This window comes from Subtercola frigoramans (assembly GCF_016907385.1).
Lineage (GTDB): Bacteria > Actinomycetota > Actinomycetes > Actinomycetales > Microbacteriaceae > Subtercola > Subtercola frigoramans.
Genome location: NZ_JAFBBU010000001.1, coordinates 2506479 through 2521408 on the forward strand (window position 1 = coordinate 2506479; position 14930 = coordinate 2521408).

The 14930-nt window shown below is 64.5% G+C and carries 18 protein-coding genes and 1 tRNA gene; all 19 read right to left on the reverse strand.

Annotation, left to right across the window (positions count from 1 at the left end; all coding sequences use genetic code 11):
- Window positions 1-81: 81 nt before the first annotated feature.
- The 19 genes from JOE66_RS11710 to JOE66_RS11800 all read right to left on the reverse strand — a co-directional run bounded on the left by JOE66_RS11710 (window position 82) and on the right by JOE66_RS11800 (window position 14910).
- The gene (locus JOE66_RS11710; protein WP_205109653.1) at window positions 82-468 is read right to left on the reverse strand and encodes a hypothetical protein; all 387 of its coding nucleotides are present in this window, start codon (window positions 466-468) and stop codon (window positions 82-84) included.
- Window positions 469-906, reverse strand: a complete 438-nt coding sequence (locus tag JOE66_RS11715) for a hypothetical protein (protein ID WP_205109655.1) — start codon at window positions 904-906, stop codon at window positions 469-471.
- Window positions 907-944: 38 nt separating this feature from the next.
- A complete protein-coding gene (locus JOE66_RS11720; RefSeq protein ID WP_205109657.1) occupies window positions 945-1595 on the reverse strand; it encodes a hypothetical protein in 651 nt (216 codons plus the stop codon).
- Window positions 1592-1960, reverse strand: a complete 369-nt coding sequence (locus tag JOE66_RS11725; RefSeq protein ID WP_205109659.1) for a hypothetical protein — start codon at window positions 1958-1960, stop codon at window positions 1592-1594. Before JOE66_RS11725 ends, JOE66_RS11720 begins: the two co-directional genes overlap by 4 nt.
- A complete protein-coding gene (locus JOE66_RS11730) occupies window positions 1957-3804 on the reverse strand; it encodes a TIGR03767 family metallophosphoesterase (protein ID WP_205109661.1) in 1848 nt (615 codons plus the stop codon). The genes JOE66_RS11725 and JOE66_RS11730 overlap by 4 nt, the downstream gene beginning before the upstream one ends.
- Before the next feature lie 129 nt (window positions 3805-3933).
- A complete protein-coding gene (locus JOE66_RS11735) occupies window positions 3934-5730 on the reverse strand; it encodes a hypothetical protein (RefSeq protein ID WP_205109663.1) in 1797 nt (598 codons plus the stop codon).
- Window positions 5731-5910: 180 nt separating this feature from the next.
- Window positions 5911-7506: a carboxylesterase/lipase family protein gene (locus JOE66_RS11740; RefSeq protein WP_205109665.1), complete on the reverse strand. Its 1596-nt coding sequence runs from the start codon at window positions 7504-7506 to the stop codon at window positions 5911-5913.
- A 14-nt stretch (window positions 7507-7520) separates the two neighbouring features.
- On the reverse strand, window positions 7521-7691 hold the full coding sequence (locus JOE66_RS11745) for a response regulator (protein WP_205109667.1): 171 nt from the start codon (window positions 7689-7691) through the stop codon (window positions 7521-7523).
- A 21-nt stretch (window positions 7692-7712) separates the two neighbouring features.
- The gene (locus JOE66_RS11750) at window positions 7713-8486 is read right to left on the reverse strand and encodes a DNA adenine methylase (protein ID WP_205109670.1); all 774 of its coding nucleotides are present in this window, start codon (window positions 8484-8486) and stop codon (window positions 7713-7715) included.
- Window positions 8487-8529: 43 nt separating this feature from the next.
- Window positions 8530-8901, reverse strand: coding sequence for a hypothetical protein (locus JOE66_RS11755; RefSeq protein ID WP_205109672.1), 372 nt, complete (start codon window positions 8899-8901; stop codon window positions 8530-8532).
- Window positions 8902-9213: 312 nt separating this feature from the next.
- A complete protein-coding gene (locus JOE66_RS11760) occupies window positions 9214-9972 on the reverse strand; it encodes a MerR family transcriptional regulator (protein ID WP_205109674.1) in 759 nt (252 codons plus the stop codon).
- A gap of 141 nt (window positions 9973-10113) precedes the next feature.
- Window positions 10114-10389 (reverse strand): type II toxin-antitoxin system RelE family toxin, encoded by a 276-nt coding sequence (locus tag JOE66_RS11765; protein WP_205109676.1) that lies wholly within the window; start codon window positions 10387-10389, stop codon window positions 10114-10116.
- Window positions 10386-10670: a type II toxin-antitoxin system Phd/YefM family antitoxin gene (locus JOE66_RS11770; protein WP_205109678.1), complete on the reverse strand. Its 285-nt coding sequence runs from the start codon at window positions 10668-10670 to the stop codon at window positions 10386-10388. Before JOE66_RS11770 ends, JOE66_RS11765 begins: the two co-directional genes overlap by 4 nt.
- 73 nt (window positions 10671-10743) lie before the next feature.
- Window positions 10744-10819: transfer RNA gene (locus JOE66_RS11775), tRNA-Ala, on the reverse strand.
- 127 nt (window positions 10820-10946) lie between these two features.
- Window positions 10947-11312 carry a ribosome silencing factor gene (rsfS, locus tag JOE66_RS11780; RefSeq protein ID WP_205109680.1) on the reverse strand — a complete coding sequence of 122 codons (366 nt, stop codon included), beginning with the start codon at window positions 11310-11312 and terminating at the stop codon, window positions 10947-10949.
- A 21-nt stretch (window positions 11313-11333) separates the two neighbouring features.
- Entirely contained in the window at window positions 11334-12695 is a 1362-nt protein-coding gene (locus JOE66_RS11785) for a hypothetical protein (RefSeq protein ID WP_205109682.1), read from the reverse strand.
- On the reverse strand, window positions 12692-13312 hold the full coding sequence (gene nadD, locus JOE66_RS11790) for a nicotinate-nucleotide adenylyltransferase (RefSeq protein ID WP_205109683.1): 621 nt from the start codon (window positions 13310-13312) through the stop codon (window positions 12692-12694). The genes JOE66_RS11785 and nadD overlap by 4 nt, the downstream gene beginning before the upstream one ends.
- 45 nt (window positions 13313-13357) lie before the next feature.
- Window positions 13358-13582: a hypothetical protein gene (locus JOE66_RS11795; protein ID WP_205109685.1), complete on the reverse strand. Its 225-nt coding sequence runs from the start codon at window positions 13580-13582 to the stop codon at window positions 13358-13360.
- Between the two features lie 59 nt (window positions 13583-13641).
- A complete protein-coding gene (locus JOE66_RS11800) occupies window positions 13642-14910 on the reverse strand; it encodes a glutamate-5-semialdehyde dehydrogenase (RefSeq protein ID WP_205109687.1) in 1269 nt (422 codons plus the stop codon).
- Between the last annotated feature and the right edge of the window lie 20 nt (window positions 14911-14930).

Below are 14930 nucleotides of genomic sequence, written 5' to 3' on the forward strand. Positions count from 1 at the left end.
AGTTACGACACCAGATCGAGCATGAGGCGCATGCGAAAGCGGGGCTTTCGCGAATCGCTCGCTATCAGATGCTGCGTTCCTTTAGCGGAAGTTCTTCTTCGAGTCTGTCTCGTTGGGGTGGCCGGCCGATGCTCTGGTGATAATCACGCGCCCAGGCTTTTTCGACTTCATGTTTGGCTCATCGACTGCGTACCATAGCCGAGCGCCGTCTGTCACTTTGTACTGCCACTGCGGCAAGCTCACCCCATCGACGACAACGGTCGAAAGGTCGCCTCGGAGCTGATAGCAGCGGTCAGGATCGTACTGCGCCGGGTGGACTGTGAGGTAGTCGAAGGCATCTGCAAGGGCGTTCTTCGCATTTGACTTCACATCCATCCAGCCGCGTTCGGCAGCCACACTGCCGAAGAAAATCTCGTGCTCACTGGCTTTGATTGGCCGCTGCACTGCGACCTCACGCCTACCCGCCATCTACGGACGATCGACCCGGACTGGAACCTCGGGCAGTTCGATTGGCTCGACAGGACGCATTCCGATTGCATAAGCCAATGCGGTCTCCTGCCATTCCTGCTGAGCCCTGAGCAGACGCTGGAAGGTGCCCAATTCGCTGGCGGCGTAGACAAGCTGCTCGATCTCGGTTGCGTATGCGTCGAGTTCATCATTATTGAATTCCCCAACCCAAGCGAAAAGTTCCTTCAACGCTGCTGCGACATCGCCCTTGTTCCGACCGATCGCACGAAGCAAACGGCTCGAGAGCGCAACTCCAGTCTCGAGAATGTCGAGATCGTGCCCTCGCAATATGACGAGGTCATCACCATCGCGTCGAGTGATGCGAACCTGACCTTCGTCAATGTGGGCGAGGACCTCTTTCGGCCTCCGCAGAAGATCAGTGAATGTCGCCGTACTCATAGTGCCATATTACATCAGATAAACATCTGATGTAATTCTTAGGTGACGGCTTCGCCAATCCGTCCTCTCCGCGACGGTCGATTCATCGAGTGCCGAAAGAGCGAACTCGTTGTCGACACCAGCAGGGCCCCGGCGAGACCGAAACAGACCCAGGTGAGCCCCGCGGCCAGCCAGCCGGTGATGAAGAAGCCGAGGAGGAGCGCTGCCAGACAACTGAGCACCAGAAGCACGACGCCGCCGATCGCGGTGATGACCGCCCGAACGGGGTGACGGCGAAACACCGAGGCAGCGTGGTGGGAGGGAGCCTTCGACCCTCGGGCCACAGGCGGGAGCACGAAGGCGGCGAGCAGGGCCGGCAGCACGGCGAGTGCCGGCACGATCACTCCGGCAATCGCCGCGATCGCGACAGAGGCGGCCGACCAGACCAGCAGGCGAAGTCGGGCTGGTCTGCGATCGGCTCCGTCGTATAACAGCGGTTCGAGAAGAGCGCAGCCGAGCCAGACGGTCACCGTCACTGCGGCGAACGAGAGCAGTACCAGCACGGCGAACCACCAGCTCACGCCGGGGATCGGGTCTCCGGCGACAAGCAGCGCCTGCACGGCCGCATTCAGCAGGATCAGAAGCACCACGAGCATCCATCGCCCCAGCCTGCTTCGATCGGCAGCAGTCGCGTCGTTCGTGTCACTCACTTCGTGGACCTCGCTGCCGCATCGAGCACGGCACTGACGGAGCCCGAATAGACCGTCGTCGAACCGACGGTGACGTCGATCGTGGTGAGCGCAGCATCCGTCGTCGTCACGGTGATCGGCTCGCCCGACGCCGTCTGGCCGGTGCACGCCACCCCGCCCGCGGTGCTGACGCAGACCGGGGCGGTCAGAATCTCGATTCCCGCGCCCACCAGAACGTCGTTTGCGGCGTAGCGGATCTCGGTGATGGTGTTGCCGCCGACGGGCGCCAGGGCGGCGACCTGCGAGCATCCGGAGACGCCTGTCGCCACGCCGACGACAGCGACGATGGCCCAGGCGGTGACTGCAGGCCGGAGTGGACGATTCACGATGACGCCTTCTGCTCGTAGGCAAGCAGTCGGGCTCGCTCGGCCGTGTGCTGCAGCTCGAGCGCCGCATCGCTGACGGACTCGAGGTCGAACGGTGCCGTCACCAGCAGCTCGGTGTTGCGGTCGAGCCGCGAGCCCCGTCGCATGAGTGGCGTCTCGGCCCAGTCGTTCGCGGCGAGTTCCCGGCTCTGTGACGCGAGGTCGAGGTAGCTTCCCGACCCGCCCGGTGTGACTGGCGAGGCATGGTCGACCACCGTGGTGAAGAGCGAGAGGGTGCCGTCGCGGTTGTCGACCACCTCGACTGTCTGCTGCTGCTGCGGAAAGTCGATGCACGATGCGGTCGTGATCTCCCAGAACCCGCGGCCAGCGGCGCCGGTGTGCGCCAGGATCTGATTCAGATGGGTGTGGCCGTTGAGCCACCCGATCACCACCGGGTACTGCAGCAACAGCTCGACGAACTCCTCTGCCCCGTGCAGCACCTCCGTGTCGCCCGGTCGCTGGGCGCGGTTCTCGAGGGTGAGGCTGTTGTGGTGGCTGAAGATCAGCACGAGCTTCTTCTCGGCCTGCGCCGCCTGCAGCTCGCCCTTCAACCACTGGAACTGGGTGTCGGAGACGGCGCCATCGGGGCCAGCGACCTGGTTGCAGGTGTCGAGGCCGAAGGCACGGATGCCCGGGGTGAGCTCGGTCTCCCACCACGTCTGCCCGGTGTCGAGGTTGTGCTGCGTGAACCCGTGCCCGACGGGCCCGGGGGTCGTCTCGGTCACGAAATGCTCTGCCATGAAGTCACGCTGCTCGAACAGGTACCGCGAATCGTCGGGCGAGACCGAGCGGAACCCCGGGCGAAGGCCGAGCTGCAAGCCGACGGCGTCGATCATCCGTTGCAGGGGGCTTGCCGTCGCGGCGTAGCCTTCGAGAATCGAGCTCGCCGTCGCGTCGACCGAGTAAGCCTTCTGTCCGCCGACCGCGAGGGCACGCAGTTGCGAGCTGAGGCCGAAGGTGCCGAGCAGCAGCGTGTCGTGGTTGCCGTAGACCGCGTACCACGGCACAGGCAGCCCGACAGATTCGACGGGCTTCGAGATGGCCTGCGACAGCAGCTCAGGCAGGCGAGGGAACCCGTAGTCGCCGAAGTCGCCGCCGGCGGGGTCGTTCGGCCGGTACGCCCAGGTCGCCTCTGCCCACGCCTGCACCCCCTCGAAGGTGCCAGACGACCCGCTCGAGGGCAGAACGGATTTGCCGTCGAGAATGTCGATGTACCAGCGGAGTTCGTGGTGCGAGTGCATGTCGGCGCTGTCGCCGGTGACGATGGCGGCCCCCATCGGCGCCCCGGTCACGGCGCTCACCCGCAGATCGGAGAATCCCTTCACCATCGCGGCGGTGACGTGAACCGTGAGCGGGTCCTGCGGGTGGAATGCCGAACCCCAGGCCGCATGGTTCTGTTCGATCATGGGCTCGATTCGGCCCGGCGACTGCGCGTCGATCACATGAAGGTCAGACAGATGGCCGAGGTAGAGCAGGGAACGACGGGCGGCGACACGGGAGGCGTTCGGGGCCCGGCCGAGCACATCGAGGCGGGGCACGTAGGGTTCGCCGGGGCCGGCGACCAGTGTGCGGTACTTCGCTGCTCCGGCAGAGCCCTGCAGAACGGTCTGCACGAGGGTCGAGCCCGTTGGCCCGGATGCCGCCGCTGCTGCCGCATCGGCGATCGCGGCTCCGGTTCTCGGAGCCGCCCCTGCGCTGGCACCCTGTGCAGAGAGGGTCTGGCCCAGGAGTTCGGCGCTGAGCCCCCAGGCGGCAGACAGAGCAGCGACCTGCGCCACGAACTGGCGGCGAGACAATCCTGGCATTTCACGGCTCCGCGGTCAGAGGGAGAGAGGGGCTGCGTTGCCACCAACTCACGGGAATGACCATATGGTAGCGGCACAGCGTTCACCGCGGGTGGTGACGGGGCGCACTCGCCCCGTCACCGTGAACCACTATTTCTTCGGCGGGGCGACCCTACGGTGCCGAACCACCATGACGAGGGCAAGCACCAGCGCGCCGGCACCCACGAGTCCCGCAGCGATGCCCACCGCCGGGAGCACCGTCGCGCCAGTCGCGGCAAGACCCGGATGAGGGCTGGCCGTCGGTGACGGCGTGACCGTCGCTGTCGGAGTCGGACTCGGAGTCGTCGGCACGGATGCACCACAGACCACGTCGGTGGCGCCGGTCCAGGTGAACTGGATCTTCACCGAACCGATCTGCTGGCCCTGGTCGGCGAACTGAACGAGGAACTGCGGCAGGCCGATGCCCGCGTTGAGGTCGAGCCCGGTCAAGTCGACCTTGCCGTCTGCGCCGACCGGCCTGTCGGGCGCATTCGGGATCGGGGTGGCGTCACTGTCGACGAACGAGACGGTTGCGCCGGTGTAGGAACCGGGAGCCGGCTCGAGGATCTGCAGCGACTGCCACGACGTCGGCACACATTGCTCCTGGGGGGCGACGAAAGAGGCAGCGAAGACGCGGATCGAGCCCGCACCACAGTTGCCCGCGCTGTACGCGTCGAAGTTCTGGATCTGGGCTTCACCGTTGTCGGCGTTCACCCAGATGCACGAGGGGCGCTGTGGGTCACCGTTCACCGTATAGAGGAGGCTGAGGCCGTTGAGGGCCTTTGGAAAGTTCGCACACCCGGCCCCCGCGGCATAGTCATAGCAGCCGACCGAGTCGTTCACCCCATTCGCCACGAAGACACGCGGGCCGACCGTGATCGCCGGCCCGTTCCAGACGAGGTTGGCCCCGATGGCCGCAGGCAACCCGGCCGGCGTTGCGACCGATTCGCCGTTCTGGTTGAAGCACTGGTTGGCTGCGGTCGGAAGGCACACTCCGACGGGGACTCCCGAGGCATTGAGCAGCGGGAAGGCCGCGCCATTGCTGCCTATGTAGCCGAAGCTCGTGTCGACCGGCCACGACCCACCGCAGAGCGCATTCGTCGTGGTGGAGAAACACTCCAATTGCTGCGCTGCAGTGGGGGCAGTGACGACGACGGGAATCACGATCTGGCTTCCGATTGCGGCGATCGACGGCACGGGGAAGCCCCCATTGGTCGACAGGGATGCCGCCCCGACGATGTCGAACGGTTGTGAGCCACAGGCGGCCTTCGCGGTCGTGTCGAAGCACAGGAGGTGGTTCTTGGCGCCGGTCGACGCATCGGTCACCGTGTTGAAGGCGTACCACTTCGTTCCGACCAGAACGGGGTTACTGAGTGCACTGATACTCCCGGCAAGTGGCGCATCGCCAGCCGGAGCAAGAACGGTGTAGCCGCAGAAGGGGTTCGGGTTCGATGCCGCCGCCGCGGTGTCGACGCAGACGACGCCAGCGGAGGTATCGGAGACCTTCGTCGCATAGACGTAGAGCTTGGAGTTCGCCGTGTCGGCCCAGAGCCCTGGCTGGCCGGAGACAGCGAAATTACTGCCATCGGCAGTGTCGGTGATGGTTCGCGGGCTGTAACACTCCGAAGCATCGGCCTGAAGGTGACAGGCGACTTGGAGCGTCGAAGCGTGATGGAACACGTTGTACACCGCGTCGGGCTCGACGGCCAATGCCCAACCGTCTCCTCCCGCACTGCCGGAGAACGTCGATGCAGGGGGCAGCGGCACCACGGTTGTCGCCGTATACGACGATTCCGTGCTTGTATCGGCTTGCGCACTCGACATCACGCCGAAGCTGAGCGCCGCTGCGGCAGCGACCGCAGCGGTGGCAGCCAGGATTCCGAACCGATTCCGCTCGTAGCCCGTCATGTGCACAACCCCCAGCAGCCCGTGACGGCACCACCTTTTTTGACACCATCGTTCCGCAGCAGAGTAACAGCCTGGTTGAGGATAGGTCAAGCATTCGAAAGGCCGCGAATCTTAGTCGATTTCGATTGCCAACCCTGACACGCGAGGCAGATTCAGACCTGCCTGGCTCCTGGCTGGCCCCTAGAGGAAGCTCAGAACCTCGTCACCCCACGCCTTCCGAAGGTCACCGTCGAGGTCGTCCACCACTCGATCGTGCCGGTCGATGACCAGCGTCGAACGCTCACCCTGCGTATAGCTCCTCCACTCTGGCTCACCCTCGAGACCGTGCGGTGTGCCGGTGACGGCGAAGGCGAGCCAGCGCTCCTGCATGTGGGCCGAGACCGTCTTGCCCACGCGCAGTCCGCCGAGTTTGAACGTGATGTCTTTCGGTCCCGAGACGAGGTTGCCCCAGAGGTAGGGCAATTCGGTGGCGTGCGTGGCGCCGATGCCGAGCATCCGGAGCATGGGTGTCGCCCAGTCGAAGCGGTAGAGGTAGACCGGCGCGACAACGCTCTGCCCCTCGGCGATCCAGACCGCCGGCATGCGGAACCCTACGTCGCGCGCGACGCCCATGCCCTCGGCCTTCACCGAGAGCCCAGAGTATGCCGAGCCGATCTGGGCCTCACTCGGCAGCGTGATTTCGGGGTGCTCGGCGGCAATGCCGTTGAACATCTCCCTGATGGTGTCGGGCTGAATCGGCATCAGCGGCGACTTCATCATCGTGAACATAGCTGCTTCATCTTTGTTCGTACCGATGATCAGAGGCACGGCGTGTGCCCTGCCCTCACGGAAGACCGTCAGCGGGTGTTCTGGCACAAGATCGCCGTCGACGACCGGCGCAAAGGCGAGGGTTCCGGGTGCCGTGGTCGGTACTTTCTGAAAGACGGCCATGCTCGCCTCGACGATGCGGTCTACGCTGATGTCGCGCAACATCACGGCCTGCTCCGGCGTCACCTCGAGCTGCTCGAGAAACGCGCTGGCGACCGTGGATGCCCGGTGCTCGTCGTACACGGAGGTCGCCGGTGAGCTCTGCGCCACGGCCCGGGCGAAGAGCCCCTTCGCGGCCGGCACGGTCATCAGGGTGGTGACGATGCCGCCGCCTGCCGACTCACCGAACAGCGTCACGGCTTTGGGATCGCCGCCGAAAGCCGCAATGTTGTCGCGCACCCACTCGAGTGCCAGCACTACGTCACGCAGGGCGAGGTTGGTATCGAAGTGCTCGGTCTCTGAGTTCAGTGACGAGAGTTCGAGAAACCCGAGTCCACCGAGTCGGTAGTTGATCGTCACAAGGATCACCTCGCCGCCGGCCACCAGCGACGCGCCGTCAAACAGTTTCTGGCTCGACGAGCCGAACACGTAGGCTCCGCCGTGAACCCAGACCATGACGGGGACCAGGGCGCCCGACGAATCGGCACCTGCTCCGGGCGTTTCGCCCGTGCCGTCTGTGCCGGTGGTCGACCCCGAGGAGCGCCAGACATTGAGATTCAGGCAGTCCTCATCGTGTGGTGCCGTCGGGTCGAGCGAGATGACCGCATTGGCCGCCTGTGGGCAGACGTTGCCGAAGACGGTGGCATCGCGCACCTCGCTCCAGGCGAGCGGCACACGGGGTGCACGCCAGCGCAACTCACCGACGGGCGCAGCGGCGAAGGGAATTCCCTTCCACACCTGCACCGGACCGTCGGCGAAACCGCGCACGGGGCCGTGGGTTGTGTGGATGACCAGGGCGTCGGTCGTCATTGCAGGTCCGTTCTTCACAGGTGGTGTGCGTCGGGGTCGACCGAGTCGAACTCCTCGAGGGCAGAGCTGGCATCGGCATAGGCGCTCACGGAGAAGCCCGCAGCCTCCAGCGACTCGGCAACGAGAACCCGCATCAGCATCTGGTCTTCGATGAGAATCACCGACCGCCGCCCTGTTGGATTCACAGCCCCAGACTATTGGCTGCGTCAGGCCAGCGCCCGCCGCAGCACACGGTTCACCCACACGGCGTCGAGGCCTGGTGCTTCCCCGCGCTGCGCAATGCCCTCGAGCCGAGCCAACCACTCCCGATCATCCACCTGCACCGGCTCGGGTACCAGCAACTGCGCCCCCTTCGCATTGATCGACTTCACGAGGCTCGCGACCTCGCGCCGTGCGTCAGGTCGAGCATCCGGCAGCGCATCGAAGAACACGAAATCGTCTTCCCGGATGCCCCGCAGCGCATCGAACGCACCCTGCACTGTGAAGCTGACCTGCCGCTCGCGGAGCAGGGCGGAGAGCCTCTGCAGATTGGCCTCGTCGAACGCAGTGGTGCGCGGGTTGAACATCGCATTGCGAAACCCGTCCGGCGACGCGGCCTCGCCTCCTCCCTGCGCTGCGCCACACAGATACACGAACCTGGCAGCCGCCTCGACGGCAGCATTCGGAGAGCTGTGACGCAGTTCGGCGAAGTAGTACGCGCTGCTTCGGCCCACATGCTGCCTCACTCGTTCGACCAGCCCGGTCACATCGGCCTCGGCAACCCGCCATACGTTCACAAGCTCGGCGTCATCGCTCGACAGCCTGAAGGCAGCGTCGGGCCGTGCCTGCATGATCGCGATGGCCGCCGCGCCGCTTGTCAGTGCCGGATCGACGAAGTCCCCGAAATACTCTGGCAGCGCAGCCAGCACGGACTCCGCCAACCGTCGCCGCCCGACACTCCACAGATACGGAGGATTGATGCGCTTGGCTGACATTCTCATCGCTTCCCCAGCCTACGTTCGCGGGCTGCAGAGGAGAGACAGGTCAGACGACTGCAAGCACGATGAACTGGGCGATGAGGAGCACGAGCACGATGATTCCGACAACCAGGCCGGTGGTCGAGACGCGGTTCGGTGAGCGACGTCCGAGCAATCCCAGAATGAGAACGACGACCGCCGGGACGACGTTGAGAATTGACGCAACCACGGAGAATGCCAAGTAGTAACCGTAGTCGTCGGTGTCCAGGCTCGCGAGCGTCGCCACCAGGAAGGCGACCGTCACGGCGAGACCGAGAAGAGCAATCACGATGAAGATGATTGTCGACACCCTGACACCGGCCGAGAGAGGTCGCGCCGGTTTCGCGGCACCTGCTACCGGGGTGACCGGGAGGATGGGCGTGGGCTCAGCAGACGACATGAGAATTCTCCTCTAATCGGTCGAGCGAACGCCGCCCCTGCGCCGAGTACTGCTCAGGCTACACAGGGCACCTCCACGGCAGCGACAGGCTCGCGGTAGGAGTCGTGCACACGTTCGTCCCGTCGGGTTCGGCATCACGGCAAGGGGGCGCCTGCTCAGGTGGCGGCGCAATCGAGGGTCGACCACAACGACGTGGGTGCGGCATCTGGACTCCTGCCTGCCAGTTTTCTCACCAACAGTCAGGGTGAGTCAGGCCGAGGCGACTGAAGCCGCCGAACTCGAACCTTTCGTCGCCTGAGCTGTCGGGCTGCCCTACAGCTCGGCTTCTGCGAACACGCGCATCGCATCTCGCACGAAGGTCGCGCCCTCCGTGCCGCCATAGTTCACAGCAAACCGTTCGTCATTCACATAGGAATCGCCCAACCAGCTGAAGTACTGTTTCGTCGGCCGGCCGTCGGCGGACTTCGGAGCACCAGGGATGCCGCAAAGCCAGTCGCACTGGCGCTTCGCCAATTCCTGGGCGAGAGGGCCGTCGATCGCCGCGCCGCACTGTGCGGCACTGGCCCAGTCGGAAGCCAATTCTGCTGCAGCCATCAGAAAATCATCGCTCTCCCTCTGTGACATCGAGGTGTACCACCTGTCGCTTGCCGCATAGGATTCTGCGCCCCACTTCTCTTCGACCTCGTCTTTGTAGACGGTGTGATCGAATCCGTCGAACATCTTCTCTGCCATCGGTTCTTCGCCTTTCTCCAGGTCGTGGATTGTTCGTGAAACGCTCGTCATCAGGCGGTCGAGCCGTTTCTTCTCTTCGGTGAGCCACTCCAGGTGTGCACGCAGCGCAACGGTGTCGTTTCGTTGCCCCGCCAGAATCTCGGCTATGGCCGGGATGCCCAGCCCGAGCTCGCGCAACAGCAACACTCGCTGCAGGCGAACAAGCGCGACGGCGTCGTAGTACCGGTACTCGTTGTCGCCGATCCGGCTCGGCGTCACGAGCCCCACCTCGCCGTAGTGACGCAGCGTGCGACTCGTGGTGCCCGCCAAACGCGCGATCTGCTGGATGCTCCACTCCATGAGCGACCTCCTTCACCGACAGACACTACGGCTTGACGCTGCGTCAACGTCAAGCGGGCTCACTGCCCGAGTGAGTCGCCTGCGCCGAAATGCGGCCGCCCCACGGGGCTCACGTCGGCGCAGCAGACGCACAGCCCGACGTCAGTGTGTCTTGTAAGCATCCCTCCGGTGCACGATCGAGATGATCACGATAACCAGCTGCCGGTCGATGATTCGGTAGATGATCCTGTACTCACCGCGGCGGGCCGAATACAGCGGATAGAGCGGCTCTTCGAGTTGCTTGCCCAGTCGTGTGGGGTTCTCGCTCAGTGCACCCAGAATGAACTCGAATGCCGCAGTGGCTACTTTCTCGGGAAGCCCCTCAGCGAGCGCCCTGCGCGCGGACTTGGTGAATGTGACCTCATACTTCTCATTCACTCGGCGAGACGGCCTGCTTCTCGCATGGCAGCGCGAACGTTCTCGAGGTCGTACACCTCACCCGCTTCGACTTCGCGAATACCCACACGAATCGCCTCGATCGACTCTGAATCTCTCAGCAGCTCAACCGTCTCGATCAACGAGTCGTAGTCGTCAGCACCGAGGATTACGGCGGCTCGGCCACCGTTCTTCGTGACTTCGAAGCGCTCATGCGTCGTCGCGGCCGATTCGACGATGCGAGAGAAATTGGCCCGGGCATCTGCAACGGAAAGAGTTGTCATGTACAGAATTGTAGCGCATTGCCCGAGAATGGAGAAAGAAAAATGGCCCACCCTGAGGTGAGCCGCTTTCATTTGGTGGAGCTGAGGGGATTCGAACCCCTGACCCCCTGCATGCCATGCAGGTGCGCTACCAACTGCGCCACAGCCCCGAAATCTCGAACTTTTCGCTCGAAACAACTTGCTTAGACTACTACATGCCGGGCCCCGCCGCGAAACCACGAGGCACTCTGGCCGACCGCCGAGGAGAGGGCATCCTCGAGCATCCGGACCCGGCGGTCAGCCCACCGAGATGGTGAGCGGAACGACCGGGCAGTCCTTCCACAGGCGCTCCAGGGAGTAGTACATGCGGTCTTCGTCGTGGAAGACGTGCACGACGACGTCGCCGAAGTCGAGCAGCACCCAGCGGCCCTCAGAGAGGCCCTCGCGGCGCAGGAGCTTCACGCCGTGTTCGAGGAGCTTGTCGATGACCTCTTCGGCGATGGCGCGAACCTGGGGTTCGTTGCGGCCCGAGGCGAGCAGGAAGACGTCGGTCAGGGGCAGGGGGCCGGAGACATCGAGTGCGACGATGTTTTCGGCCTGCTTGGCGTCGGCCGCCGTTGCGGCGATCTGGGTGAGTTCTAGGGAACGAGGTGTTGCAGTCACGAAGTGTGGGTTACCAAACGGTTAGAAGATGTGAAAAACAAAGGCAGCGAGCAGGAGGCCGATGACCCCGATTGCAAGCACACCGGCCGTCACCGCGAGGATGACGGGTGCGTTGACCCGGCTTCTCTTGGGCGGGGCGACCAGTCCGGAGCTGGACCCATGAGTACTGATGGCGCGTGTGGCGCTCACCGGAGCGACATCGGAACCGATCTCGCTGTCATGGTCGAGAAATGCGTCGAGTTCGGCCGATTCGAGGCCGTCGGCGGGTGCGGCACCCGTCGAACCGAGGCTCATGGGCAGGTCGATCGAACCCGTGATGATGACTTCGCCGGTCTCATCGAGCGCTGTTCCCACGTCACCGTGGTTCGGCACAGAGGGGAGGACGAGCGCACTGGTGCTCAAGACACTGTTCGATGAACCGACACCGCGCGCGCCGATCAAGTCGTCGAAAGATGTCGTAGCCAGGTCAGTGCGAATGACTTCGCGCTCGACAGGGGTCTGGAACAGCGGGGCCAGGATCGGCGCCTCGGGGCTCTCATCGATGGTGATGATGTGAACAGCGTCGGGGTTCGGTGTGTCGTCGATCTCAGCGAGTTCGTCTTCTTCGGCGGCGGCGAGCTCGGGAGCGACGGCCTCGTCGATGACCAGCAACTCTTCGACGACGGGTTCTGCGGCCTCGACGCCTTCGACGTGCTCCGAGTTCGGAGCGTCATCCACACCTGTTGACGCTGCCGCGCTGCGGTCGGCCCAGATGTTGCCCACACCGAAAGTACTGGTGTCGACCCCCTCTGGGGCCTGCTCGTCTTCGTGGATGAGTTCGGCGATGATCGGGCCCGTTGCCGGCGCCGCTTCAGTCTCAGGTGCCGTTTCGCTGTCCGCAGCCGCGGCCGGTGTCGCGTAAGGATGATCGGCTGAGAGTGCGCGGCGGGCGCGCCTGCTCAGAATGGGCATCGCGGTCGTTGCAGCAAGGGCCGCACCGGGCTGCACGTCGTCGTCACCCTCGTCGACCGCAGGCGAATCGCCTGCGACGTCGACCGAGGCTGGATCGGTACCGGGGTCGGGTTCGGCCACTGGCTCGTCAGCAACAGCAACAGCAGCCGCAACGTCAGCGGGCCCATCGTCGGAAACCGGTTCGATCGGAGCGACCTCAGGCGCGTCTTCAGCAACTTCGCGCGGAGCAGGTGCAGCGATCACGGCTCGGGCAGCTTCTTCTTCGAAGGCCAGGCGTTCGCGGTCGGCTTCGGCAGCAGCCTCGGCCCGTCGCTGGGCCTCAGCCTCTTCGGCGGCCTTCGCTTCTTCTTTTTGCTGCTTGCGCGGCTTCTGACGCTCGAGGTCACGGAGCTGCCGCCTGGTCAGCGGTTGCTCGTCGTGAGGCACAGTCATTCAACACTCCGATATAGGTGATGCTTGGTGATGTACTGAACTACACCGTCGGGTACCAAGTACCACACTGGGAATCCCCGGCCTACCCGCCCACGACAGTCGGTTGACGAAATCGCGAGCGCCGGAACTTCCAAATAGCTTACGTCCTGGCGCGGCAAAGCGGAAATGGCGAGGGTGTGGCCCGGCCGCGACACCGCGACGAAGTGGGCGAGAGACCAGAGTTCGACGGCGTCTTTCCAGCCGAGAATCTGCGCGATCGCGTCAGCCCCCGAGATGAAGAACAGGTCTGCATCGGGGTTCGCCGCCTTCAGGTCGCGCAGCGTGTCGATCGTGTAGGTGGGCCCGCCGCGATCGATGTCGACCCGGCTCACCGTGAAACGAGGGTTGGATGCTGTCGCGATCACCGTCATGAGATACCGGTGCTCTGCCTCTGTCACATCGGTCTTCTGCCAAGGCTGGCCCGTTGGCACGAAGAGCACAGTGTCGAGGTCGAAGAACTGTGCCACTTCACTCGCGGCGACGAGGTGGCCGTGGTGGATTGGGTCGAAGGTGCCGCCCATGATCCCGATCCGCGGTCGCCGCGGCTGCCCCTCGAGCGCCGGCGTCACTGCCGTCATGCGCTGCGTGCCCGTCGTCTGGCCGACATGCTTGTGCAGCAGACCTCAGTGATCCGCACCGGTCCGGTCGCCGTGCCCGTGCAGGTCGTGCGTCTTCGCAAAGGCTTCACCCTTGTGTGCGTGACGGTTGGCTACGTCACGGTAACTCCACATGACGAGACCGGAGGCCAGGAAGATGACGAACGCGATCAGGCCGAAGAAGAACGCGGGGATCGGCAGTTCATTGACGACGCCTTCAGCCAGCACGATCGCATTTGCAACAACAGACATGGGTTCTCCTGAGATCCTCGGTTCGATACAAGACTAGCGGTTGGGCGGCATGTGCCCTTTCACTGCCTGATCTGGCCGCTGCCACGCACGAGCCACTTTGTACTCGTCAACTCGGGCAGCCCCATCGGCCCTCGCGCGTGGAGCTTCTGGGTGGAGATGCCGACCTCCGCACCGAACCCGAACTCGCCGCCGTCCGTGAAGCGCGTCGATGCATTCACCATCACGGCGGCAGAGTCGACCTCGTTGAGGAAGCGTTCGGCATTGCCGAGGTCATTGGTGATGATCGACTCGGTGTGGTGCGTCGAGTACTGGCGGATGTGCTCCATCGCTTCATCGATGTCGCCGACGACCCTGACGGCCAGGTCGAGGCTCATGTATTCGGCCTGCCAGTCTTCTTCGGTGGCCGCGACCGCGTCGGCGAAGAGCGCCCGTGTCTCGTCGTCGCCATGAATGACGACACCGGATGCCCGGAGGCGGGCCAGCACGGCGGGCAACAGCCGCTCTGCAGCACCGCGGTGCACCAGCAGTGTCTCGAGGGCGTTGCACACGCTCGGGCGCTGCACCTTGGCGTTGTGCACGATGTCGACGGCCCACTTCTCGTCGGCGCTCTCGTCGAGGAACACGTGGACCACGCCGGCACCCGTCTCGATGACGGGAACCTTCGATTCGGCCACCACCGTGTTGATGAGCGACGCGCTTCCCCGAGGGATGAGTACGTCGACGAGGCCTCGAGCCTGCATGAGTTCTTTCGCGCCGTCACGCCCGAATTCGTCGATGGTCTGCACCGAATCGGCGGGCAGCCCCACGCTCGCAAGCGCCTCCTGAATGAGCGACACCAGCACACTGTTGGTGTTCTCGGCGGCAGACCCCCCACGAAGCACCACGGCGTTGCCGCTCTTGAGCGCCAGAGCCGCGATGTCGACGGTGACGTTGGGCCGCGCCTCGTAGATCACGCCGACCACACCGAACGGCACCCGCACCTGGTCGATGCGCACGCCGTTGGGCAGCACGCGGCCACGGATGCTCTCACCGACCGGGTCGACAAGAGTGGTGATCTCGCGCACGGCATCGGCGAGGACGGTGAGCCGAGCATCCGTCAGCGCCAGCCTGTCTTGCAGCGCCTTCGAGAGACCGTTCTCGCGGCCGTTCGCCAGGTCGAGCTCGTTCGCCGGCAGAATCGTGCCCGCGCCGCCTTCGACGGCATCGGCGATGGCGTGCAGTGCTCGGTTCTTGAGGTCGGCGTTCGCCGTTGCGAGAGTCAGCGAGGCGGTACGCGCCGCGAGCAGTTTGTCGGTCAGCGAAGGAGCGTCGAGAGTGGTGTGCGACATACCCGAATTCTACCCAATGC

What these genes read in the sequence shown, in the direction of transcription:
- JOE66_RS11710 (WP_205109653.1), bottom strand. Translation starts at nt 468, where the DNA reads ATGGCGGGTAGGCGTGAGGTCGCAGTGCAGCGGCCAATCAAAGCCAGT.
- JOE66_RS11715 (WP_205109655.1), bottom strand. Translation starts at nt 906, where the DNA reads ATGAGTACGGCGACATTCACTGATCTTCTGCGGAGGCCGAAAGAGGTC.
- JOE66_RS11730 (WP_205109661.1), bottom strand. Translation starts at nt 3,804, where the DNA reads ATGCCAGGATTGTCTCGCCGCCAGTTCGTGGCGCAGGTCGCTGCTCTG.
- JOE66_RS11735 (WP_205109663.1), bottom strand. Translation starts at nt 5,730, where the DNA reads ATGACGGGCTACGAGCGGAATCGGTTCGGAATCCTGGCTGCCACCGCT.
- JOE66_RS11740 (WP_205109665.1), bottom strand. Translation starts at nt 7,506, where the DNA reads ATGACGACCGACGCCCTGGTCATCCACACAACCCACGGCCCCGTGCGC.
- JOE66_RS11750 (WP_205109670.1), bottom strand. Translation starts at nt 8,486, where the DNA reads ATGAGAATGTCAGCCAAGCGCATCAATCCTCCGTATCTGTGGAGTGTC.
- JOE66_RS11755 (WP_205109672.1), bottom strand. Translation starts at nt 8,901, where the DNA reads ATGTCGTCTGCTGAGCCCACGCCCATCCTCCCGGTCACCCCGGTAGCA.
- JOE66_RS11760 (WP_205109674.1), bottom strand. Translation starts at nt 9,972, where the DNA reads ATGGAGTGGAGCATCCAGCAGATCGCGCGTTTGGCGGGCACCACGAGT.
- JOE66_RS11770 (WP_205109678.1), bottom strand. Translation starts at nt 10,670, where the DNA reads ATGACAACTCTTTCCGTTGCAGATGCCCGGGCCAATTTCTCTCGCATC.
- JOE66_RS11785 (WP_205109682.1), bottom strand. Translation starts at nt 12,695, where the DNA reads ATGACTGTGCCTCACGACGAGCAACCGCTGACCAGGCGGCAGCTCCGT.
- nadD (WP_205109683.1), bottom strand. Translation starts at nt 13,312, where the DNA reads ATGACGGCAGTGACGCCGGCGCTCGAGGGGCAGCCGCGGCGACCGCGG.
- JOE66_RS11795 (WP_205109685.1), bottom strand. Translation starts at nt 13,582, where the DNA reads ATGTCTGTTGTTGCAAATGCGATCGTGCTGGCTGAAGGCGTCGTCAAT.
- JOE66_RS11800 (WP_205109687.1), bottom strand. Translation starts at nt 14,910, where the DNA reads ATGTCGCACACCACTCTCGACGCTCCTTCGCTGACCGACAAACTGCTC.